The organism is Micromonospora psammae, from assembly GCF_036902725.1.
Lineage (GTDB): Bacteria > Actinomycetota > Actinomycetes > Mycobacteriales > Micromonosporaceae > Micromonospora.
On sequence record NZ_JBAKHM010000020.1, the window covers coordinates 60,762 to 82,592 of the forward strand.

A 21,831-nucleotide genomic window follows, 5' to 3' on the forward strand; every position below is an offset into this window, starting at 1 on the left:
CACCATGCGTGGATCGTCAGCGAGACCGTCGTCGTCTTCTTCATCCTGGTGACCGTGGTCGAGCTGCTGGCGTGACGGGCCTCGCGTCACGGTCCGCGGGCCGGCGTCGTCCTCAGCGGTGACGACACGACCGAGGAGATGCGATGAGGGTTCTGGTCACCGGCGCCGGCGGCACGTTGGGGCGGGCGGTGCTGCCCCGGCTGCGGGCCGACGGGTTCGCCGTCCGGGCGATGAGCCGCCGGCCCCGGCACGACCCGGCGGCGGAGTGGGTGGTCGCCGATGTCGGCACGGGGGCGGGGCTGGTCGAGGCGGTGGCCGGGGTGGACGCGGTGCTGCACCTGGCGTCCCAGCCGGGCGGGAGTCGGCGTACCCACCAGGTCGACGTGCTCGGCACCCGCCGGCTCGCCGTTGCCGCCGGCCACGCCGGCGTCGCTCACCTGGTGTACGTCTCGATCGTCGGCGTCGACCGGGTGCCGTTCCCGTACTACCGGCACAAGCTCGCGGCGGAGCAGGTGGTGGCGGCCGGGCCGGTGCCGTGGACGGTGCTGCGGGCCACCCAGTTCCCGGTCTTCCTGGACGGGCTGCTCCGTACGGCGAGCCGGCTCGGCCCGGTCGTCGGGGATCCGGCGGTCCTCGCCCAGCCGGTCGACCAGCGGGAGGTCGCGGCCCGGCTCGCGGAACGGCTCACCGCCGGTCCACTGGGCGGAATCGAGGAGTTCGGCGGCCCGCAGGTGCTCCGCTTCGACGAGGCGGTACGCGCCTGGCGAGCGGCCCGCGGCTCGCGCCGGCCGCTGCTGCCGGTGCGGTTCCCGGGGCGGCTCGGGCGGGCGCTGCGCGCGGGCGGGCTGACCACCACCGCCACCCCCACCGGCCGGTTCACCTGGGCCGACCACCTGACCGACACGTACGGGGGAACCGGCGGAAGATGAGACGCTGACCGGTTCATGTTCGCCCTACCGTGGGCCCATGCTGGTCATCATCACCACGGTGCTGCTCTACGTGTGCGGGTTCGTCTTCCTCTACGGCGTGATCCGGCTTGCCGTCCGGCACGGCATGGAGGACCTGGAGGCGCGCCGGCCGCACGCGCTCCGCGCCGCCCGCTCGGCGGCCGAACACGACCAGGCGTTCCTCCGCGAGAACGCCTTCCTCAGCGGCAACTGACCCGGCCCGCTCCTCGTTCGCACCGGGCCGGGGCGTCCGCGCCGCCGGCCGACCCGACCCGCCGCACGGGCTGGATCCGGGTCGGCCGGACGGGACGCGGTACCGCCGACGGGCGGATCGCCGCCATGGGTGCGAGGATCGCAGCCGTGATGGGGACGCTGAAGACCGAGCCCGCCCGTGTCCGACTCGACCTGCTGGCGCCGCCGGTGGCCGCCGCGCTCGCCCAGTGGTCCGACGAGGCGCCGGTGGACGCCGACGACGTGCTGGTCGCCCCGATCGACGCGACGCTCGCCGACACGGCCGCCTTCTGCGAGGCGTACGAGGTGGGGCTCGACGTGTCGGCGAACTGCGTGGTGGTGGCCGGCAAGCGGGAGGGCGAGATTCGCTACGCCGCCTGCGTGGTGCTCGCCACCACCCGCGCCGACGTCAACGGTGTGGTGCGGCGGGCACTGGATGTGCGGAAGGCGAGCTTCGCCCCGATGGCCGACGCGGTCGAGTTGACCGGCATGGAGTACGGCGGGATCACCCCGATCGGACTGCCGGAGTCCTGGCCGATCCTGGTCGACGCGCGGGTGATCGCCACCCCGCACGTGATCATCGGCTCGGGCGTACGGCACAGCAAGATCGCGATCCCGGGCCCGGCGCTCGGTGCGCTGCCCGGGGCCACGGTCGTCGAGGGGCTCGCCCGACCCGCCTAGGTCGTCATGGTCGTCGATGTTGTTGCACGTGAAACATCAGGCGACCGACTCTCGGCGCTCCACCTCGGTCAGCGCGGCGAGCAGCGTCTCGGGCTCCTGCGCGCCGGTGACCGCGTACTTCCCGGCGATCACGAAGGTCGGCACGCTGGTGACGCCGAGCTGGTGGGCGGCGGCCAGGTCGGCGGCCAGCTCACGCCGGCCGGCGTTCGAGTCGAGGTGATCCCGCGCCGCGGCCTCGTCCAGGCCGATCCCGGCGGCGAGCGTGACCAGCGCGTCGCGCGACCCGACGTCCACCCCGTCGGTGAAGTGCGCCCGGTACAGCGCGTCGACCATCTCGGCCGCCCGGCCGTGCTCCTCGGCGAACCGGACCAGCCGGTGCGCGTCGAAGGTGTTGGAGTGCACCGCCCGGTCGAAGTTCAGCTCCAGGCCCACGCCGGCGGCGACCTGCGTCACCTGGGCGAACATCGCCTCGGCCCGCTCCCGGCCGCCGAACTTCGCGGCCAGCGCCTCGACCAGCGGCTCCGGTCGGGCGACCGGCGACGGGTCCAACTGGAACGGTCGGTAGCGGACCGTCACGTCACCGTCGTACGACTCCAGGGCCTGTTCCAGCCGGCGCTTGCCGATGTAGCACCACGGGCACACCACGTCGGCGTAGATCTCGATCTCCATGATCGGAGGCAACCCGCAGGTCAGCCCAGTTGTTCCCGGACCTGGCGCTTGAGCCGGCCGAGGATGGCGGTGCCGCCGCGTACCCGCAACGGGCTGATCGCCTGGGCGAGCCCCATCCGCTGGTAGAGGTCGTCCGGCACGGCCAGCACCTGATCGGCGCTCGCCCCGGCCAGCCCCTCGGCGAGGATGCCGGCGAACGCCCGGGTGGTGGGCGCCTCCGGCGGGCAGTCGAAGAGGGTGCGCACCGTCCGGTCCGGGTCGACCTCGGCGCGCAGGAAGAACGCCGTCTGGCACTCGGGCACCTGCTCCAGGCCCTCCCGGTCCACCCCGGCCGGCAGCGGGGGGATGACGTCGGCGTATTCGAGCAGCATCTCCAGCACCACGTCGCGCGGCGCGTCGGCGAACTCCTCGACGATCTCGGCCAGTCTGGTCGGCATCTCGGGCATCCCGCCAGGCTACCGCCGTCGCGGCGGGGCGCCGGCCGGTCGGGGACGCCGAGGAGGGCCCCTCCGCCACGGCCGGGTCGGGAGGGGCCCCGCGCTCAGCTGTTCGGGACGGCTTCGCTGATGTCGGCGAGCGCCGAGGTGGGATCGAGCTGCATCGCCAGGTCGCCCAGGGAGACGATGCCCACCAGCTTGCGGTCGCTGTCGCAGACCAGCACCCGCCGGATGTTGCGCTCGCGCATCAACGAAACCGCCTCGGCGGCCGTCGAGTGCTGCTCGATCATCACCACCTCCCGGGTGATGATCGAACCGATGGTGGTGTCTTCGGGGTTGGCCCGCTCCGCCACCGCCCGGACCACGATGTCGCGGTCGGTGAGCATGCCGGCGAGGCTGGCGCCGTCGGTCACCACCACGTCGCCGATGTCGGCCTCCTTCATCACCCTGGCCGCCTCGTCCAGGGTGGTCTCCGCCGACAGGTAAACCACCTGCTTCGTCATCACGTCACTGACCCGGTACATGAGAGCCTCCGAAAACACCTCAGTCGATTCCCCAGCCGTACCCCGTGGCGCGACCGCTACACGTCGTGGCCGAGTGCGCCACGCACCTCGTCCACCAGCCGCTCGACCAACCCGTCCAGCGGCAGCTCGGTCCGTTCGCCGGACGCCCGGTCGCGCAGCTCGACGTACCCGTCGGCGAGCCGGCGACCGACCACCACGGCGCGCGGCAGCCCGATCAGCTCCGCGTCGGTGAACTTCACCCCGGCGGAGACGTTCGTGCGGTCGTCCACCAGCACCCGCAGGCCGGCGGCGGAGAGCCGTCCGCCGAGGTCGAGCGCCGCGTCGAGCTGCGGCCCCTTGCCGGCGGCGATCAGGTGTACGTCACACGGCGCGACCGCCGCCGGCCAGCTGAGACCCCGCTCGTCGTGGTGCTGTTCGGCGATCGCGGCGACCGCGCGGGACACGCCGATGCCGTAGCAGCCCATGGTCGGCCGGACCGGCTTGCCGGCGGCGCCCAGCACGTCGACGGCGAACGCGTCGGTGTAGCGGCGACCGAGCTGAAAGATGTGCCCGATCTCGATGCCCCGGCGCATGGTCAGCTCACCCGTGCCGCAGTCCGGGCAGGGGTCGCCGGGGCGTACCTCGGCCGCCTCGATGGTGCCGTCGGGGGTGAAGTCGCGTCCGCAGACCACGTCGGTGGCGTGCCGGCCCGGCTCGTTGGCGCCGGTCAACCAGGAGGTGCCGGTGACCACCCGGGGATCGACCAGGTAGCGGACGCCGAGCTTCGCCATCACCTGCGGACCGAGGTAGCCCCGGACCAGATCCGGGTGGGCCGCCCAGTCGTCGAAGACCGCCACGGTGGCCGGGGCGAGCGCCGCCTCGACCCGCTTCAGGTCCACCTCCCGGTCGCCGGGCAGCCCGATCACCAGCAGCTCGGCGGCCTCGGCGCCCGGCCGCCGTACGGTCAGCACCACGTTCTTCAGGGTGTCCGCGGCGGTCCAGTCGTCCCGCCCGGCGAGCCGGCGGGCGTTGGCCAGCTCCACCAGCGCGGCGATGGTCGGCGTCTCCGGGGTGTCGTGCGCCTCGGCGGCGGGGTGGGCGTCCGGGTCGGCGGCGGCCGGGGCGCGGGTCACCACCGCCTCGGTGTTCGCCGCGTAGTCGCAGGCCGTGCAGCCGACGAAGGTGTCCTCGCCGACCGGCGTGGCGGCCAGGAACTCCTCCGACGCCGAGCCGCCCATCGCGCCCGACGTCGCGTGCACCACCGCGTAGTCCAGCCCCAGCCTGGTGAAGATCTGTTCGTAGGCTGCCCGGTGCCGGTGGTAGGCCGCCTGCAATCCGGTCTCGTCGAGGTCGAAGGAGTAGGCGTCCTTCATCAGGAACTCGCGCCCGCGCAGCACCCCGGCCCGGGGCCGGGCTTCGTCGCGGAACTTCGTCTGGATCTGGAAGATCGTCACCGGGAAGTCCCGGTACGAGGTGAAGACCTCCTTCACCAGCAGCGCGGCCAGCTCCTCGTGGGTCGGGGCGAGCAGATGCTCGGCGCCCTTGCGGTCGGCGAGGGTGAAGAGGAGGTCGCCGTACTCCGTCCACCGCCCACTGGTCCGGTACGGCTCCGCCGGCAGCAGCGCCGGGAAGTGCACCTCCTGGTCACCGATCGCCGTCATCTCCCGCCGGACGATCTCGGTCACCCGGTCCAGCACCAGCTTGCCCAGCGGCAGCCAGGTGTAGCCGCCCGGCGCGGCGCGACGGATGTAGCCGGCGCGGACCAGGAGCCGATGGCTCGGCACCTCCGCGTCCGCCGGGTCCTCGCGCAGGGTCCGCAGCAACAGGGTCGACATGCGTAGCAGCATTCGGGCAGCGTACGGCCGGTGCGGCGGGAGCGGCGATCCATTTCGGCCGGATGCTGGCGGGAATCGGTGTTCCGAACGATTGGATGCGTGAGTCAGCGGCATCCTCGCCGCGTCGCCTCCCGCTGCCCCCGCTGCTCGGTCAGCTCGGCCGCGCTCTCGTCCGGCAGGGAGTGTGCACCGTCGGCCCGGCCCGCGAAGCGGTCGAGTTGCGTGGGATTGCGCAGGCGCCGGGCCTGCGTCTCCACCAACTCCAGCAGGTACGACTGGAGTGACTGGCCGCGCGCCCTGGCCTGCGCGGCCAGAGCGTCCCGTACTTCTTCCGGCACACCACTGATCCGAACGGTAACCATGTACTCACTCTGCTTCCGGCTTCGGGTGAGTGTTGCTGAGATCGCCCGCCGTCCGGCATCGCCCCGCTGGCAGGCGTCCCGTGCTGTGGAGTCAGCGCCGCCTGGCGAAGGCGACGAAGTCCCGCCAGACATGCGAGTCGAAGGTGAGCGCCGGGCCGGCCGGGTCCTTGCTGTCGCGGACGGCGACGACGTCGGGGAGGTTGTCCGCCACCTCGACGCACTCGCTGTTACCGCTGCGGGTGGATTTGCGCCAGGTGGCACCGGTCAGGTCCATGACGTCATCACTTCCTTCATCAGCAGCGTCGACTGGCGCTGAGGTAGCGCCTCACTGCGGACGCTCTCCCATCTCGCGATCAGAGTAGCCACGTCCTGATCCTTGTCGATTGTGGTGCCGCCAAGCTGGTTCTCCAAATAGGCGATCCACCCACCGTCGCTGCCGCGCGCGAGGGAGAACGGACCGGCGAGGCCAACGTGTGTGCTGACGTCTGCCGGAATGACGTGCACACTGACGTGCGGGCACCCGACGCACTCGATGAGGTGTGCGACCTGCTGGGCCATCAAACCGCGGAATCCCTCATCGGCGCGGCGAAGAGCGGTCTCCTCGATGACCGCCACGAGCTTGGGAGGCTGTGCCCGGTTGAGAACGGCCTGTCGGTCCAGCCGGACCGCCACCCGCTTCTCCACGGCGTCGTCGCTCAACATGTCGTCCGCCCGGATGACCGTGCGGGCGTAGTTCTCGGTCTGTAGCAGGCCGGGAATGAGCGTCGGGTGATAGCACCAGAGCTGCTGCGCGTCCCGTTCAGCCTCCAGCCACGGGCGAAACCAGTTCGGCTGACCGTCGCGCTCCGCCAGCTTGAGCAGGGACATCAGCAATCCACCCGTCCCCAGCACCTCGTCGGCCCGCTTGAGGAAGAACCGGTCGAGCGGTCGCTGCCCCAGCTCGACGGCCGACACCTGCGAACCGGAGAAGTGGACCAGCTTCCCGAACTCCTCCTGACTCAGCTCGGCTTTCAGCCGTAGCCGGCGAAGTTGTGCCCGGATCAGCTCCGCGGTCGGCTCACCTTCCACACGTCCTCCACGATCTCCCTGGCGTCTCCACGACGTCGCCGCACCGACGCAACGGCCGACCGGGCCTCACCCTGAGCAGCGTCGATGCCTTCCGACAGTAGTGCCGCCCTCACCACAGTGTCACGTAGCGGGCCTGCTCCCATCCGACGGCGGAGGGGCCCGCTCCACGTCCGAGGGAGGTCGAGATGCGTAACCAGATTCGCCGGGTCCGGCAGTGGCGGGCAGACGGGGGCCACCGGTGATGTGCGGTCAGTTCCCGGTGCCGCGCCTCGGCCCCCACCCCGATCGGCCCCGGGCGTACCCGCCGGGCCGCCGGCCGCACCTGCCGATCCGCCCCCTCTGGGTGTGCCGGGCCTGTGGGCTGCCCTGGCCCTGCGCCGAGGCCCGGCTACTGCTCAAGGTCGAGTACGCCGATCAGCCGGTCGAGCTGGCGATCTATCTCTCCGGGCTCTACCACGAGGCGACCCACGACCTGTTCCGGCTGAACCCGCACGCCGGCCCGACCCCGCGCGAGCCGTTCGCCCGGTTCGTCGCGTGGGGGCCGTACCGCAGGCCGCTGGTCGAACCGGATCGATGATGTCCGCCACGTTGCCCGGCGGGTGGCATCGACGGTCGCCTGGCCGATGACAGACTGGTCGCCGCAGGCAACGAGGGAGCGTGAGGGAGGCGCCGTGCGCTGGCGCAGTTTCGTGGCGGTGGGGGACAGCTTCACCGAGGGCATGGACGACGCGTACCCAAACGGCAGCTACCGCGGCTGGGCCGACCTGGTGGCGACCCGGCTGGCCGCCGAGGCCGGCGCCGATTTCGCGTACGCCAACCTGGCGATCCGCGGCCGGCTCTTCCCCGGTGTGGTGGCCGAACAGGTGCCCGCCGCCCTCGCGATGAAGCCCGACCTGATCAGCTTCGCGGCCGGCGGCAACGACGTGCTGCGCCGCACCTTCGACCCGGACGCCCTGGTCACCCGCTTCGACGACGTGGTGCGGCGGCTGCGCTCCGGTGGCGCCGACGTGATTCTCTTCCGGTTCGCCGACGTGATGGCGCGGCTGCCCGGCCAGCGCCTGGTCGCCCCCCGGATCGAGCTGCTCAACCGGGCCGTCGGGGAGACCGCCGAGCGGCACGGCGCCATCCTGGTCGACCTGTACGCCGACGACACCTTCCTCAACCCGATGCTGTGGAGCACCGACCGGCTGCACCTCTCCGCCGCCGGCCACCGCCGGGTCGCCGGTCAGGTGCTGACCGCGCTCGGCGTGGGCTGCGACGAGGACTGGCTGATGGTGCCGGAGCGTCCGTTGCCGAAACCGTGGCTCACCGCCCGCGCGGACGACCTGCGCTGGGTCGGCCGGCACCTGGCCCCCTGGATCAAGCGCCGGCTGACCGGGCGCTCCTCCGGCGACACCGTGACCGCGAAGCGCCCGATGCTCAGCCCGATCACCGACTGACCGTGCTCACCCTGCACACCGCGCCGCTGCTGCGGACCACCGTCGACGGCCCGGCGACGGAAACCACCGCCGTCGCGGTCCGGGCCGACCGGGTCGTCGCGATCGGCCCGCTGGTCCAGCTCTCCGAGGAGTACGCCGGGGCGCGGGTGCGCCGCTGGCCGGGCACCCTGGGCCCGGGGCGGGTGCACGACGCCCCGCTGCCACCCGCGCCCACGCCCCGCGAGCGGGTGCACGCCCTGCTGCGGCTCGGGGTGACCGCGGTGCTCGCCGAGCATGTCGTCGACCCGGCGCTGCGGTCGGCCGTCGACCGCAGCGACCTGCTGGTGCTGCCCGCCGCCGCCCCGGCGACGCTGGTCGTGGACGGCCGCGCCGATTTGGCGGTCCTCGACGCCGACGGCGGCTGCCTGGTGACCGTGGTCGCCGGCCGGATCGTCCACCGCCGCGCCTGATCCACCGACGAGTCGCGGGCCGGTCCACCACCCCCGTGTGTGGTGGACCGGCCGCGTGCCCCGTGGTGCTCAGGAGATGCGGGTCCACACCCGTTGGGGGCCGGTGCCGACGCCGATGATCCACGCGCCGGGCTGGTGCAACACGACGGTGTCGTCGGGAAGCACCTCGACGCTCATGCTCTCCTCCGACCCACCCCGCAGCGAACCGCGTACCTCGCCGCTGTCGACGTACCCGGCGGGGGTCCAGAAGCCGGCGGTGCCGTAGGCGCCGGTGACTGCGAGGAACCCGGCGTTGACGGCTTCCACCGTGACGGTGTCGTCGGGCAGGCCGATCCGCTCCCGCCACCGGTCACCGTCCAGCGCCCACACCCGCTTGCCGGCTGACCCGCTGTAGTCGGACTGGTCGATGTCGACCGCCCAGGCGTGTGCGCCGTCGGGGGAGACGAGGAGACGGCGGGCACCCGGCACCGTGGGCAGCTTCCGCCAGGTCGCGGCCCGGTCGTCGCTGACCACGACGGTCATCCCGGCACCCTCGCGGACGGTCGCCCAGAGCCGGCCGTCGCCGCTCTCGATGAGCTGCCCGTCCAGGTCCGTTCCCAGGTTCACCGGAGGCTGCGCCGCGACGGTCCCCTGGCCGATGCGGACCAGGTCCGGCCGGGGGCAGCCGCCGTTGCCGGCCGGGCCGGTGCGTGCGTTGGTGCCGGGGCATCGCAGCGAGAAGCCGCTGCGGGTCGCCCAGGCGAGCTGGGTGGTCGACGGCGGTGCGGTCACCGGGTGCTCGGTGAAGGAGGCGCCGCCGTCGGTGGTGACCAGATACCGGGAGTCGACGGCGACGGTCAGCCGCCGGCCGTCCACGACCTCCAGACGCGGGGGGCCGCCCGGGGTGGGCCGGTTCGCCGTGGCGGGCAGCGCGGTCTTCCGCCAGGTCACGCCGCCGTCCTCGGTGCGGGCCAGGGCCCGCCGGCAGTCGGTGAACGCCCTGGCGTCGCAGGTGTCGAAGAGCGCCCAGCCGTGCCGGGAGTCGACGAACCGTAGGTCCCGCACCTCGCCGGTGACACCCGGCACGGCGATCCTCCGCGCGACGGGTGGGCCACCCGGTGACGGGGACGCGGTGGGGCTGGGCGCGGGGGTGGGCGAGGTGCGGTCACCGTCGCGGCCGGCGACCGCGTACACGCCCCCGGGGCCGGCCAGGAGCAGCGCCGCCACGCCGGCCAGCAGGGCGCGCCGGTGACGACGCCGGTCCCGGACCCGGTGCTGGGCGGTGGCCAGGCCGGGCGGGCGGAAGGTCGGCGCGGTCCGCGCCTCGAACTCGGCGAACACGTCGTTCAGGTCGGTCTCACGCACGGTGGGCCTCCTGCCGGTCGGTGAGGTGGCTGGCCAGCGTCGCCCGGCCCCGGGACAGCCAGGACCGGACGGTGCCCTCGGGCGCCCCCAGCTGATCGGCGATCTCGGCGACGCTGAGCTGGGCCAGGTGGTGCAGGACGACGGCCCGGCGCTGGTTGGCGGGCAGGGCGGCCAGCGCGGCGGTCAGCGCCACCCGGTCCGGGCCCGGGCCGGGCACGTGCTCCTCCCGCTGCCGGGCGAGATGGCGGACGGCGGTACGCACCCGGCGCAGCCGGCTGGTCGCCAGGTTCCAGGCGACCCGCCGCACCCAGGCGGACGGATCGTCGTACGCGCTGATCCGTCCCACCGCTCCAGCACCCGGCAGAACGCCTCCTGGGTGAGATCCTGCGCCTCGGCGTGGTCCCCCAGGTACGCGTAGAGCTGCACCGCCAGGCGGTGGAAGTGCGCCTCGTAGAAGCCGGTGAAGTCCAGCGGCGGCGGTGCACCGGGTGGGCCCGGTCGGTGCCGTACGGTCATGTCGGTCCTCGGTGTCGGGCGGGTCTCGCCACTGTCACGTGTGTCGTGTCCCATCCGCTGCACCCGATTTCCGATGGCCGGTGGTCAGCCCGGGATCCGGCGTACCTTGGGGATCATGCCTGTGCCCAACGATCCGAATCCCCGCCTCCAGTCGTACGCGGACCCGCAGCGCCTGGTCACCATCGAGTGGTTGGCCGAGCACCTCGGTGACGAGGGCCTCGTCGTCGTCGAGTCCGACGAGGACGTGCTGCTCTACGACACCGGCCACATCCCGGGCGCCGTCAAGGTCGACTGGCACACCGAGCTGAACGACCAGGTCACCCGGGACTACCTGGACGCGAAGAGCTTCGCCGAGCTCTGCGCGGCCAAGGGCATCGGCCGGGACGACACGGTCGTCTTCTACGGCGACAACTTCAACTGGTGGGCGGCGTACGCCCTCTGGGTCTTCTCCCTCTTCGGCCACCCGGACGTGCGGCTGCTCGACGGCGGCCGGCAGAAGTGGATCGCCGAGGGCCGGGAGTTGACCCGGGACAAGGTGACCCGTCCCCGGGCGGAGTACCCGGTGCCGCAGCGCGACGACACGCCGATCCGGGCGTACCGGGAGCAGGTGATGGCGCACGTCGCCGCCGGTCGCCCGCTGGTCGACGTCCGCTCGCCCGGCGAATACACCGGCGAGATGCTGCACATGCCGGACTACCCGCAGGAGGGCGCGCTGCGCGGCGGGCACATCCCCGGCGCGGTCAGCAAGCCGTGGAAGTCCGCCGCGAACGAGGACGGGACGTTCAAGTCCGCCGACGAGCTGCGCGGCATCTACGCCGACCAGCTCGGGCTCAGCCCGGACGACGACATCGTGGCCTACTGCCGGATCGGTGAGCGGTCCAGCCACACCTGGTTCGTGCTGCGCCACCTGCTCGGGTACCCGCAGGTGCGCAACTACGACGGCTCGTGGACCGAGTGGGGCAACCTGGTCCGGGCCCCCGTCGTCAAGGGCGACCAGCCCGGCGGCCTGAGCAGCTGACCGCACGGCCGGGCCCGCGCGACGGCTCCGTCCGCGCGGGTCCGGGCCCTTCGGCGGTACGCCGCGCGGCGGCGCGCTCAGCCGGCGGCGAGCGGGTCAGTCTCCGGATCGCCCGGTCAGGTAGCGCTGAAGGGTGGGACCGACCCAGGCGACCAGTTCCTCCGGGGTCATGTCCACCATCGGCGGCAGCCGGACGATGTAGCGGGTGAAGGCGAGGCCGAGGATCTGGCTGGCCACCAGGCCGGCCCGCTTCCCGGTGGTCGCCGGGTCGTTCCCGAACCGGCCCACCATCGCGCCGAGCTGGTCGGCGAAGATGCCGCGGACCCGCTCCGCCGCGCCCGGATTGGTGCTGGCGGTCCGGAGCAGAGCGGCGAGGGTCTCGTCCCCCTCCCACCGGTGGAGGAAGTGCCGGACCAGCGTCTCGCCGAGCCGGGCGGGCGGCACCTCGGTCAGGTCGGGCAACCGCAGGTCGAACTCCGCCGCCGCCGCGAACAGGCCCTCCTTGCTGCCGTAGTAGCGCATCACCATCGACGGGTCGATCCGGGCGTCGGCCGCGATGGCCCGGATGGTCGCCCGGTCGTACCCCTCGGCGGCGAACCGTTCCCGCGCGGCACGCAGGATCGCCGCCCGGGTGGCGTCGGAGCGGCGGGGCGGGGTCGGCGGGGCCTCGGTCATGCCCACCACCGTATGCCAACAGTTGTTGACACTTCATTCGCAGGGGGCCTACTGTTGCCAACAAGCGTTGGCAAACACGTGTTGACATTGCTGATGGCGGAGGTGTGGTCATGCTGCCCACGAGCACGGACGTCCTGGTGGTGGGGGCCGGCCCGACCGGCTTGGCCGCCGCGCTCACGCTGGCCCGGCGCGGGGTCGCGGTGACCGTCGTCGACCGGCTGGACCGACCCCCGGCCACCTCCCGGGCGGCCGTCGTGCACGCGTACACCCTGGAGGAGTTGGACCGGATCGGCGCGGCCGACCCGCTGATCGAGCGGGGGCTGCGGTCGCCGAGGTTCACCGTGCGCGACCGCGACCGGGTGCTGCTCACCGTGCCGTTCCACACCCTGCCCACGCGGTACGACTACGCGCTGATGGTCTCCCAGGCGGTCACCGAGGAGGTGCTCACCGGGCAGCTCACCGCGCTCGGGGTGCCGTTGCTGCGGCCGTACCGGATGACCGGGCTGGCTGTCGACGCGGCCGGCGCGACGGTCACCTTCGACGGCGGGGCGACCGTGCGGGCCCGGTACCTGGTCGGCGCGGACGGAATGCGCAGCACCGTGCGACAACAGGCGGGCATCGGCTTCTCCGGGCCGAACGACGGCGAGGAGTCGTACACCCTCGCCGACGTCCGCGTGTCCAGCGCGCTGCCCCGCGACCAGGTGGCCCTCTTCCTCGCCCGCTCCGGCCCGCTGGTCTGGGCGCCGCTGCCCGACGGGGTGGTCCGGCTGGTCGCCGCGGTGGACGAGGCGCCCGCCGAGCCGGACGTGGCGTACCTTCAGGCGCTGCTCGACGAGCGTGGGCCGGCCCGCCGCCCCGACCGGCTGGTCGAGGTGCTCTGGGCCTCCCGGTTCCGGCTGCACCACCGGATCGCCGACACCTTCCGCGCCGGGCCGGTGCTGCTGGCCGGCGACGCCGGGCACGTGCACAGCCCGGCCGGCGGACAGGGGATGAACCTCGGCATCGTGGACGCCGTCGACCTCGGCACCACCCTCGCCGACGTGCTCGCCGGTGGCCCCGAGACGCTGCTCGACGGGTACGCGGCCCGGCGCCGGCCCATGGCCGAGGCCGTGGTCGGCTTCGCCGACCGGCTCACGCGGCTGGCCACCCTGCCGCCGTCCCGCCGGCCGGCCCGGAACCTGCTGTTGCGGCTGCTCTCCGCCGTGCCGCCGGCCCGGCACCGGGTGGCGATGCGCCTCTCCGGCCTCGACCAGCGCGAACGGGTGGCCGGCTAGGCTGCGCCGGCCGCCGGTACGCGCTCCACCCCGGTCGGTCGCAGCGCCCACCACGCCACGATGGTGACCAGCACGAACGTCCCCGCCACCGCCACCGGTGCGGTGCCGTACGCCGGGGACGGGTGCTCATCCGGCCAGTGCGATCGTGCCGGTCAGGTTGCGGACCACGCCGGTGACCTCGCCGGTGTCGGGGTGCCAGCGCAGCAGCCCACCGGGTTGCAGCCGGAGCAGCACGGCCCCCCGGTCGTCCCAGCCCAGCACCTCGCAGCAGCTCTTCCACCGGTCCCGGCCCAGGTCGAGCACGTGGGCCACCGCGCCGGTGCGAGCGTCCAGCACGACCACCCCCTCGGCGCCGTCGATCACGTCGCTGACGATCCAGGCCGACCGGGCCAGCCGTTCGCCGTGCAGCCAGCCCCGGCCGTAGAACTCGTTGACCTGGTACGGCGTCGGCAGCACGGTGTCCGTGATCCGCTGCTCGGTGCGGACCGCCCCGTCGCGCGCCGACCGGGTGCGCAGCAGCAGCCCCCCACGCTCGCCGCCCACCTCCACCAGCGCCGCCTCCCGGCCGGCCGCCGGGTCGGGCGCGACGAGGTCCCAGGCCGAGACGTCCAGTGGGCTCGCCGCGCCGGAGGCCCGGTCCACCGCGTACACGCGGTCGTCGCCGCCGACCACGACCCGGTCGCCGGCCCAGACCACCAGCTCCAGGTAGCCGTCGAGCGGGATCCGGCGGACGGCCGCCGTGGTGAGGTCGACCAGGAGCAGCGAGCCGGTCTGCGCGAATGCCGCCGACCGGCCGTCCGGCGAGAGCACCCCCGGCTTGAGGGCAGTCGCCTCGTTGCCGGCACGGTCCCGGGTGGGTGCCGGGGTCACCACGTCGAGGGCGCGAACCACACCGTCGTCGCCGAGCACCCGGACCGGGCCGTCGGTGCGGTGGTCCTCATCGAAGGGTTGAAACAACGCGAGTGCCCGGCGCACGGGACGGGCCGAGAGCGGCACGGTCGCCGGGTCGCCGAGCCGGGCCAGCGGGTCGCCCGGGTAGCCCAGCTCGGCGGGGAGCCGCTGCACCGGTGGGGCGTGGCTGGGCTCGACGGTCGGTGCCACGGCCCGGTCCGGCGGCGGTCCGGCGGGTGGACGCAGGGCGGCCACCGCACCCCCACCGAGCAGCGTGACGGCGAGGGCAACCGCGCCGACGGCCCGTCGGGTGCGTCGGGTACGCCGGGCCCGCTCCCAGCCCGCGACCGCGGGATGGGCGGGCCGGACGTCCTCGACGGTGATGGTCAACAGGTGGCGCAGGTCCTGCTCGTTCACGGGTTCACCTCCATGCCGGCAATCAGGTCGTCGGGTGTCGTGGGCGCCGGCCGGGTGCCGCGGGCGAGGTCCGGGGCCACCTCGCGGAGCCGGCGCAGCGCCGCGTGGCACTGGCTCTTCACGGTGCCGACGGTCACCCCGAGCGCCTCGGCGGTGGCCGCCTCGGTCAGGTCCTCGTAGTAGCGCAGTACCAGCACGGCCCGCTGCCGCGTCGGCAGTTGGCCCAGCGCGTCGTGCATCGTCAGCCGCAGTGCGCCGTCGCGGTCGTGGGCTGCCTGCTCCGGCGGTTGGGCGCTGAGTCGTTCCCGCCGTCGCCGTCGCCACCAGGACACCGCGTCGCGGTAGAGGATTGCCCGGACATAGGCGGCGGGGTCGCGGTGACGGACCTCGGGCCAGCGCAGGGCCAGTTTGAGCAACGCGTCCTGGAGCAGGTCCTCGGCCTGGTGCCGGTTGCCGCAGACCAGGTACGCGGCGCGCAGCAGACGGTGCTGGTGGACCTCGACGAACGCAACGTAACTGGTCCGCCCGTCGTCGGTCGTCACCGTTCCCATCGACCCTCCTCCTGTCGGCGGTGCGCCACCCTTCAGCAGGCAGACGTTCGGGGATCCGGAAAAGGTTGGGCGGTTGGCCGCACAGATGGCGGAGCAGTGCTCACCCACCGTTGACCGGCCGGGTTGTCCAGGCCGCCCCGGTGGCCAGCACGAAAACGCCGGCCGCCGCCCAGGCAACCGGCGCCACCCCGTACGCGGCACCGGCGAACCCGGCCGCCGCAGCGCCCACCGGGGCGGTGAGCAGCCCGGCCATCCGCTGGCCCCCGCCCACCCGGCCGAGCAGGTGGGCCGGCACCCGCTGCTGGCCGTACCCGGCCCAGAGGCTGTTCCAGAGCGTGGTGCCGGCAGCGAAGACGGCCAGCGCCACCGCGCCCGGCACCGGGTGGCGGGCCAGCGCGAACCCGGTCAGCGCGAGGGTCTGCCCGACCAGCACCCCGCGCAGGGCGGGCAGCGTGCCGAACCGGGCGGCGAGCCGGCCCGCGCCGAGCGCGCCGGCCAGCCCACCGAGCGCCGCCGCCGCGAGGAACCCGCCGTACGCCGCCGCCGGCACCCGCAGCACCTCCAGCGCGTGGAGCACCAGGACCGACATCAGGCCGCTGATCGCCAGGTTGGTGGCGGCGGTGAGCAGGGTGATCCGGCGCAGCACCGGGTCGGCGGCGATGAACCGCAGCCCGTCCCCGGCCTCCCGCCATACCGACCGCCGGACCGGTGCGGCGCCGCCGTCGGTCCCGGCCGGGCGGCCGGCCCCGGCGGATCCGGACCGGTGGCCGAGGGCCAGCACCAGCAGGGCGGCGAGCGCGAAGGTCCCGGCGTCCAGCGCGAACGGCAGCGCCGCCGCGACCGTGAAGAGCACCCCGGCCACCGGTGCGCCGACGAAGCCGCCGGCCACCGCCGTGCCGGCCTGCAACCGGCCGTTCGCGGCGGCCAGCTGGTCCGCCGGCACCAGCGACGGCAGCACGGCGAAGGACGCCGCGTCGAACAGGCTGCCGAGCGCCGCGAGCAGCGCGGCCGTGAGCACCAGCAGCGCGACGGTGGCCCCGCCGGCGGCCACCGCGACGGCCAGGCCGCCGACCAGCACCGCCCGTGCCGCGTCGACCGCCGCCATCGTCCGGCGGCGGTCCCAGCGGTCCGCGTACACGCCGCCGAGCAGGCCGAACAGCAGCGGCGGGAGCTGCGCCGCAACGGTCACCAGGGCCACCATCCGGGGGTCGCGGGTCAGGGTCGCGGCCAGCAGCGCCAGTGCCGGCGTACGCAGGGCGTCGCCGAATCGGGAGGCGACGGTGGCCGACCAGAGCAGCCGGTAGTCGCGGCCGAGGCGGGAAGCGATCATGCCGACCGAACCTGCCCCCTCGACCGGGTCGAGGGTCAAGCCCCCGCTCCCGGATCCGAGGCGACCGACCGGTAACCGAGCCTCCCCGCCGTCCCGTCCGCGGTCTACGCTTGCCCGGTGACGGTGGGGCAGCAGGCAAGGGGCACGACGGGCGGCGCGGCGGGCACGGGCCGGCGCCGGTCCCGGCGCGACGAGATCCTGGAGATCGCGGTCGGGCTCTTCGCCGCCCGGGGCTACCACGGCGTGTCGATGGACGACATCGGCGCCGCCGCGGGGGTGACCGGTCCGGCCCTCTACCACCACTTCGCCGGCAAGGAGGCGATGCTGGTCGCGGCGCTGATCCCGGTCAGCGAGGGGCTGCTCGCCGGCGGCCAGGAGCGGGCGGCCGGCCACCCGGACGATCCGCGCGGCGCGCTGGAGTCGCTGATCGACTTCCACGTCGAGTTCGCGCTGGCCAACCCGGCGGTGATCGCGCTGCACCTGCACGAGCTGGACCGGCTCCCGGAGGAGCCGCGCCGCCGCATCCGTCGGCTCCAGCGCCTGTACGTCGAGGAGTGGGTGACCGTGCTGACGGCGCTGCACCCGGGCCTGCCCGACGGTGAGGCGCGGGTGCTGGCCCACGCCGCGTTCGGTCTGATGAACTCGACGCCGTTCCTGGGGGGCGAGGTGGACCGCCGTCGCCGCGCCGAGCTGCTCCGCGCCGCCACCGTCTCCGCGCTGCTCGCCCCCACCAACCCCGCCTGACTCTCCCGCGCCTCCTCCCGACTCGTTAGTAACCGGCGGCTCGTGGTTACCTGGCACCCGTCCCCACCCCTGGACGTCGGGAGGAAACATGATCGAGTCGCTGCTGGTCGCCAACCGGGGCGAGATCGCCCGCCGGATCATCCGTACCGCCAAGCGGCTCGGCATCCGCGCGATCGCGGTGCACTCGGAGGCCGACGCCGACATGCCGTTCGTCACCGAGGCCGACGAGGCGGTCTGCGTGGGCCCGGCCAACCCGGCGCAGAGCTACCGGAACACCGAGGCGATCCTCGCCGCCGCCAAGTCCACCGGCGCGCAGGCCATCCACCCCGGCTACGGCTTCCTCTCGGAGAACGCCGACTTCGCCCGTACCGTCGAGTCGAGCGGCCTGATCTGGGTCGGGCCCGGCGCGGACGCGATCACCGCGATGGGCGACAAGATCAATGCCCGGAACCTGATGGCTGCGGCCGGCGTCCCGGTCGCCCCCGGCACCACCGACCCGGCCGCCGACGTCGACGCCGCGGTCACCGCCGCCACGGCGATCGGCTACCCGGTGATGGTCAAGGCGGCGGCCGGTGGCGGCGGCATGGGCATGGGCGTGGCCGCCGACGAGGCCGCGCTGCGCACCGAGTACGACAAGGTGCGCGCCTTCGCCGAGCGGATGTTCGGCGACGGCTCGGTGCTGATCGAGCGGTACTTCCCCCGGGTGCGCCACGTCGAGGTGCAGATCCTCGGCCTGGCCGACGGCCGGGTGGTGGCGCTGGGCGAGCGGGAGTGCTCGGTGCAGCGGCGCAACCAGAAGCTGGTCGAGGAGTCCCCGTCCCCGGCGGTCTCGCCGGAGCTGCGCGCGCGCTTCCTGGCCGCCGCCGTGCGGGCCGGCGAGGCGGTCGGCTACCGCAACGCGGGCACGGTGGAGTGTCTGTTGGTCCCGCGCCAGCGGGACTTCGAGGGCGATGGCCCCGGCTCCGAAGAGTTTTTCTTCCTGGAGATGAACACCCGGCTCCAGGTGGAGCACCCGGTGACCGAGCTGGTCTACGGGGTGGACCTGGTCGAGGAGCAGCTGCGGGTGGCCGCCGGCCTGCCGCCGACCTTCGACCCGGACGCGCTCGCCCCGCGCGGGCACGCCATCGAGCTGCGCGTCAACGCCGAGGACCCGAAGCGCTTCCTGCCCGGCCCGGGTGCGATCAGGACCTGGGTCGAGCCGACCGGCGAGGGGGTCCGCGTGGACTCCGGTTACGTCGCCGGCAACACGGTCACCCCGTTCTACGACAGCCTGATGGCCAAGCTCATCATCAGTGGCGCCACCCGCGCCGAGGCCATCGAGCGGGCCAGGGCGGCGGTCGCCGCGTTCGAGTTGGCCGGTCCGAAGAACAACCTCCCCTTCTTCGCCGAGCTGCTGGAGAACGAGGAGTTCCTCTCCGGCGACTACGACACCGGCATCGTCGGCCGGATGCGCTGAGACCCATCGCCGGCCGGGCCGTCGGACGTCGGCCCGGCCGCCGGCGACTCCGTACGAGGGGTGGGTCACGTTGGCGTGGCACCCTTTGCTCTGCTTCCCTGAAAGCAACACCGGACGTCCGGATACCGGACGACGGGCGTTGCCTCCGCCGCAGCAGAGCAAAGCGTGCCGCGGCACCGATCAGGACCACGTCACAGTGAGGTGACCGCGATGAGCCAGCTGCCAGCATCCGTGTCGATCCGTGAGGTCGGGCCGCGCGACGGGCTCCAGAACGAGGAGCCCATCCCCACCGACGCCAAGGTGCGGCTGCTCGACGTCCTCTCCCGGACCGGTGTGCGGCGCATCGAGGCGGTGTCGTTCGTGCACCCGAAGGCGATCCCGCAGATGGCCGACGCCGACGAGGTGTGGCAGCGGGCGGCGAAGGCGGACGGGGTGCGCTACTCGGCGCTGGTGCCGAACACCCGGGGCGCGCAGCGGGCGCTCGCGGCCGGTTTCACCGAGATCGAGGTGGTGGTCTCGGCCAGCGACACGCACAACCGGCGCAACGTCAACCGGTCGACCGAGGAGTCGCTGGACGACATCGCCGAGCTGATCGACCTGCTGCACGGCGCCGGCGCGCAGGCCGAGGTGATCATCGCGACCAGCTTCGGCTGCCCGTACGAGGGGGACACCGACCCGGCCCGGGTGGCCGCGATCGTGGACCGGGTGGTCCGCGACGGCGCCGACCGGGTGGCCTTCGGCGACACCACCGGCATGGGCACGCCCCGCCGGGTCCGCGAGCTGATCACGGCGGTACGCGACCGCAACGCCCACGTGCCGGTGCTGCTGCACTTCCACAACACCCGGGGCACCGCGCTGGCGAACCTGCTGACCGCGCTCGAGCTGGGGGTCACCGAGTTCGACGCCAGCGTCGGTGGCCTCGGCGGCTGCCCGTACGCGCCCGGGGCCAGCGGCAACCTGGCCACCGAGGAGGCGGTGCACATGCTCCACGACATGGGCATCGACACCGGCATCGACCTGGACGCCCTGGTCGAGGTGGCCGAGCTGGCCGAGGAGCTGATCGGCAAGAAGCTGCCCTCCGGCGTCCTGCGCGCCGGCCCCCGTACCCGCCTCACCCCCCTCCCCACCTGACCGACCCCCGCGCCGCCTCCCCGCCCGACCCCGCAGGGTTGATCAAGAAGTTTGCGTCGGAATCCAGTTCGCGGATGACGCAAACTTCTTGATCACCGGCGGCGGGCGGCCGTGGGTGAGGCCGGGTGTGAGCGGGGTCGGGTCGGCCGGGTCCGTGGGTCGCCGGAGGCGTCTTCGATGCGCTAGCCTAACGATCGTTCAGGTCGGTCGGTCCGCTCACGAGGCGGCCCGGCCCAGGCGGCGAGGGAGTCGGCGTGACGCTCGACGGTGAGGCACTGGAGCAGCTGCGCAAGCGCGCCCGGGCCGGCGGTGCGGACAAGTACCACGCGGCGAACGCCGCCAAGGGCAAGCTCTTCGCCCGCGAGCGGGTGGCGCTCCTGGTCGACGAGGGCTCCTTCGTCGAGGACGGCCTCTACGCCAACGCGATGGCCGACGGGCTGCCCGCCGACGGCGTGGTCACCGGCACCGCCACCATCGACGGCCGCCAGGTCTGCCTGATGGCCAACGACTCGACGGTCAAGGCCGGCAGCTGGGGCGCGCGTACCGTCGAGAAGATCATCCGAATCATCGAGCGGGCCTACTCGACCGGCGTGCCGATGGTCTACCTCGTCGACTCGGCCGGCGCCCGGATCACCGACCAGGTCGACCTCTTTCCCGGCCGCCGCGGCGCCGGGAAGATCTTCTGGAACCAGGTCCGCGCCTCCGGCTCGATCCCGCAGGTCTGCGCGCTCTTCGGGCCGAGCGCGGCGGGCGGGGCGTACATCCCGGCGTTCTGCGACGTGGTGGCCATGGTGGACGGCAACGCCAGCATGTACCTCGGCTCCGACCGGATGGTCGAGATGGTCACCGGGGAGAAGACCACCCTCGAGGCGATGGGCGGGGCGAAGGTGCACTGCGCCGAGTCCGGCGTCGGGCACTTCCTCTGCAAGACCGAGGCCGACGCGCTCGACGTGGTGCGGACCTACCTGTCGTACCTGCCGGCGAACTGGACCGAGCAGCCGCCCGCCGCGCCCGCCAAGCAGGCGTCCGACAAGGTCGACCTGGCCGCGCTGGTCCCGGCCAGCGAGCGGCAGGCGTTCGACATGCGCCGGTACGTCAAGGGCCTGCTCGACGACGGCTCCTTCTTCGAGATCCAGGCGCTCTGGGCCAAGGAGCTGACCATCGGTTTCGGCCGGTTGAACGGCGAGGTCGTCGGCGTGGTCGGCAACAACTCGATGTTCAAGGGCGGCGTCCTCTTCGTCGACTCCGCCGACAAGGCGACCCGGTTCGTGCAGCTCTGCGACGCGTTCAACGTGCCGTTGCTCTTCCTCAGCGACGTGCCCGGCTTCATGGTCGGCAGCGCGGTGGAGAAGCAGGGCATCATCCGGCACGGCGCCAAGATGATCACCGCGATCTCCGAGGCGACCGTACCGAAGATCTGCGTGGTGGTCCGCAAGGCGTACGGCGCCGGGCTCTACGCGATGGCCGGCCCCGGCTTCGAGCCGGACGCCACCATCGCCCTGCCCACCGCCAAGATCGCGGTGATGGGTGCGGAGGCGGCCGTCAACGCGGTCTACGCCAACAAGATCGCCGCGATCGCGGACCCGGACGAGCGCGCCGCGTTCGTCGCCGCGAAGCGCGAGGAGTACGAGCGGGACATCGACGTCGTCCGGCTCGCCAGCGAGCTGGTCATCGACGCGATCGTCGAGCCGCACGAGCTGCGCGCCGAGCTGGTCCGTCGGTTCGCCGCGGCCCGCAGCAAGGACCGGCACTTCTCCCGGCGCCGGCACGGCGTCACCCCGGTCTGACCGGGCGCGCACCGCAGGCCGCCGCCCACCGCAATCCCGGCACAGCGACCAGATATCCCGCGACCCGCCCGACGTC

General features: G+C 73.5%; 24 protein-coding genes and 1 pseudogene. 12 read left to right on the forward strand and 13 right to left on the reverse strand.

Annotated features, from left to right (window positions below; all coding sequences use genetic code 11):
* Positions 1-143: 143 nt before the first annotated feature.
* From V6U79_RS22090 to V6U79_RS22100, 3 genes are all read left to right on the forward strand, one after another.
* Positions 144-929 (forward strand): SDR family oxidoreductase, encoded by a 786-nt coding sequence (locus V6U79_RS22090; RefSeq protein WP_334615654.1) that lies wholly within the window; start codon positions 144-146, stop codon positions 927-929.
* A gap of 37 nt (positions 930-966) precedes the next feature.
* Entirely contained in the window at positions 967-1,161 is a 195-nt protein-coding gene (locus tag V6U79_RS22095; RefSeq protein WP_334529153.1) for a hypothetical protein, read from the forward strand.
* Positions 1,162-1,310: 149 nt separating this feature from the next.
* The gene (locus V6U79_RS22100; RefSeq protein ID WP_334615655.1) at positions 1,311-1,859 is read left to right on the forward strand and encodes a YbaK/EbsC family protein; all 549 of its coding nucleotides are present in this window, start codon (positions 1,311-1,313) and stop codon (positions 1,857-1,859) included.
* A gap of 36 nt (positions 1,860-1,895) precedes the next feature.
* Here the strand turns inward: V6U79_RS22100 and V6U79_RS22105 are convergent, their stop codons facing one another.
* The 7 genes from V6U79_RS22105 to V6U79_RS22135 all read right to left on the reverse strand — a co-directional run bounded on the left by V6U79_RS22105 (position 1,896) and on the right by V6U79_RS22135 (position 6,733).
* A complete protein-coding gene (locus V6U79_RS22105) occupies positions 1,896-2,528 on the reverse strand; it encodes a DsbA family oxidoreductase (protein WP_334529145.1) in 633 nt (210 codons plus the stop codon).
* A 20-nt stretch (positions 2,529-2,548) separates the two neighbouring features.
* Positions 2,549-2,974 (reverse strand): SufE family protein, encoded by a 426-nt coding sequence (locus V6U79_RS22110; protein ID WP_334529142.1) that lies wholly within the window; start codon positions 2,972-2,974, stop codon positions 2,549-2,551.
* Positions 2,975-3,069: 95 nt separating this feature from the next.
* A complete protein-coding gene (locus V6U79_RS22115; protein ID WP_334529139.1) occupies positions 3,070-3,489 on the reverse strand; it encodes a CBS domain-containing protein in 420 nt (139 codons plus the stop codon).
* Between the two features lie 56 nt (positions 3,490-3,545).
* A complete protein-coding gene (locus V6U79_RS22120) occupies positions 3,546-5,315 on the reverse strand; it encodes a proline--tRNA ligase (RefSeq protein ID WP_334615656.1) in 1,770 nt (589 codons plus the stop codon).
* A gap of 92 nt (positions 5,316-5,407) precedes the next feature.
* Positions 5,408-5,665: a hypothetical protein gene (locus V6U79_RS22125; RefSeq protein WP_334615657.1), complete on the reverse strand. Its 258-nt coding sequence runs from the start codon at positions 5,663-5,665 to the stop codon at positions 5,408-5,410.
* Positions 5,666-5,756: 91 nt separating this feature from the next.
* Positions 5,757-5,939, reverse strand: a complete 183-nt coding sequence (locus V6U79_RS22130; protein ID WP_334615658.1) for a DUF397 domain-containing protein — start codon at positions 5,937-5,939, stop codon at positions 5,757-5,759.
* Positions 5,930-6,733, reverse strand: a complete 804-nt coding sequence (locus V6U79_RS22135) for a helix-turn-helix domain-containing protein (RefSeq protein ID WP_334615659.1) — start codon at positions 6,731-6,733, stop codon at positions 5,930-5,932. Before V6U79_RS22135 ends, V6U79_RS22130 begins: the two co-directional genes overlap by 10 nt.
* 241 nt (positions 6,734-6,974) lie before the next feature.
* On the opposite strand from V6U79_RS22135, the gene V6U79_RS22140 reads away from it, so the two are divergent.
* The 3 genes from V6U79_RS22140 to V6U79_RS22150 all read left to right on the forward strand — a co-directional run bounded on the left by V6U79_RS22140 (position 6,975) and on the right by V6U79_RS22150 (position 8,621).
* On the forward strand, positions 6,975-7,310 hold the full coding sequence (locus V6U79_RS22140) for a hypothetical protein (protein ID WP_334615660.1): 336 nt from the start codon (positions 6,975-6,977) through the stop codon (positions 7,308-7,310).
* A gap of 94 nt (positions 7,311-7,404) precedes the next feature.
* On the forward strand, positions 7,405-8,172 hold the full coding sequence (locus V6U79_RS22145) for an SGNH/GDSL hydrolase family protein (protein ID WP_334615661.1): 768 nt from the start codon (positions 7,405-7,407) through the stop codon (positions 8,170-8,172).
* Between the two features lie 2 nt (positions 8,173-8,174).
* Positions 8,175-8,621: a hypothetical protein gene (locus tag V6U79_RS22150; RefSeq protein ID WP_334529124.1), complete on the forward strand. Its 447-nt coding sequence runs from the start codon at positions 8,175-8,177 to the stop codon at positions 8,619-8,621.
* Positions 8,622-8,690: 69 nt separating this feature from the next.
* Here V6U79_RS22150 and V6U79_RS22155 read toward each other — a convergent pair whose 3' ends face one another.
* Positions 8,691-9,965 (reverse strand): beta propeller repeat protein, encoded by a 1,275-nt coding sequence (locus tag V6U79_RS22155; RefSeq protein WP_334615662.1) that lies wholly within the window; start codon positions 9,963-9,965, stop codon positions 8,691-8,693.
* Positions 9,958-10,481 (reverse strand): annotated as a pseudogene (locus V6U79_RS22160) (SigE family RNA polymerase sigma factor). The gene V6U79_RS22155 and the pseudogene V6U79_RS22160 overlap by 8 nt, the downstream one beginning before the upstream one ends.
* Positions 10,482-10,596: 115 nt before the next feature.
* On the opposite strand from V6U79_RS22160, the gene V6U79_RS22165 reads away from it, so the two are divergent.
* Complete coding sequence (locus V6U79_RS22165) at positions 10,597-11,499, forward strand: sulfurtransferase (RefSeq protein WP_334529119.1); 903 nt, start codon at positions 10,597-10,599, stop codon at positions 11,497-11,499.
* 96 nt (positions 11,500-11,595) lie between these two features.
* Here V6U79_RS22165 and V6U79_RS22170 read toward each other — a convergent pair whose 3' ends face one another.
* Positions 11,596-12,174, reverse strand: a complete 579-nt coding sequence (locus V6U79_RS22170; protein ID WP_334529115.1) for a TetR/AcrR family transcriptional regulator — start codon at positions 12,172-12,174, stop codon at positions 11,596-11,598.
* Positions 12,175-12,284: 110 nt separating this feature from the next.
* Here V6U79_RS22170 and V6U79_RS22175 point away from each other — a divergent pair, with 110 nt between their 5' ends.
* The gene (locus V6U79_RS22175) at positions 12,285-13,448 is read left to right on the forward strand and encodes an FAD-dependent oxidoreductase (RefSeq protein WP_334615663.1); all 1,164 of its coding nucleotides are present in this window, start codon (positions 12,285-12,287) and stop codon (positions 13,446-13,448) included.
* A gap of 126 nt (positions 13,449-13,574) precedes the next feature.
* On the opposite strand, the gene V6U79_RS22180 is transcribed toward V6U79_RS22175, so the two are convergent.
* The 3 genes from V6U79_RS22180 to V6U79_RS22190 all read right to left on the reverse strand — a co-directional run bounded on the left by V6U79_RS22180 (position 13,575) and on the right by V6U79_RS22190 (position 16,637).
* A complete protein-coding gene (locus V6U79_RS22180; RefSeq protein ID WP_334615664.1) occupies positions 13,575-14,756 on the reverse strand; it encodes a hypothetical protein in 1,182 nt (393 codons plus the stop codon).
* Positions 14,753-15,307: a SigE family RNA polymerase sigma factor gene (locus V6U79_RS22185; protein ID WP_334615665.1), complete on the reverse strand. Its 555-nt coding sequence runs from the start codon at positions 15,305-15,307 to the stop codon at positions 14,753-14,755. The genes V6U79_RS22180 and V6U79_RS22185 overlap by 4 nt, the downstream gene beginning before the upstream one ends.
* A 100-nt stretch (positions 15,308-15,407) precedes the next feature.
* Positions 15,408-16,637, reverse strand: coding sequence for an MFS transporter (locus tag V6U79_RS22190; RefSeq protein WP_334615666.1), 1,230 nt, complete (start codon positions 16,635-16,637; stop codon positions 15,408-15,410).
* 117 nt (positions 16,638-16,754) lie between these two features.
* On the opposite strand from V6U79_RS22190, the gene V6U79_RS22195 reads away from it, so the two are divergent.
* From V6U79_RS22195 to V6U79_RS22210, 4 genes are all read left to right on the forward strand, one after another.
* Complete coding sequence (locus tag V6U79_RS22195; RefSeq protein ID WP_334529101.1) at positions 16,755-17,381, forward strand: TetR/AcrR family transcriptional regulator; 627 nt, start codon at positions 16,755-16,757, stop codon at positions 17,379-17,381.
* A gap of 88 nt (positions 17,382-17,469) precedes the next feature.
* Positions 17,470-18,837: an acetyl-CoA carboxylase biotin carboxylase subunit gene (locus V6U79_RS22200; protein WP_334615667.1), complete on the forward strand. Its 1,368-nt coding sequence runs from the start codon at positions 17,470-17,472 to the stop codon at positions 18,835-18,837.
* A 210-nt stretch (positions 18,838-19,047) separates the two neighbouring features.
* On the forward strand, positions 19,048-19,968 hold the full coding sequence (locus V6U79_RS22205; RefSeq protein ID WP_334615668.1) for a hydroxymethylglutaryl-CoA lyase: 921 nt from the start codon (positions 19,048-19,050) through the stop codon (positions 19,966-19,968).
* Between the two features lie 254 nt (positions 19,969-20,222).
* Entirely contained in the window at positions 20,223-21,755 is a 1,533-nt protein-coding gene (locus V6U79_RS22210; RefSeq protein ID WP_334615669.1) for an acyl-CoA carboxylase subunit beta, read from the forward strand.
* The last annotated feature ends 76 nt before the right edge of the window (positions 21,756-21,831 follow it).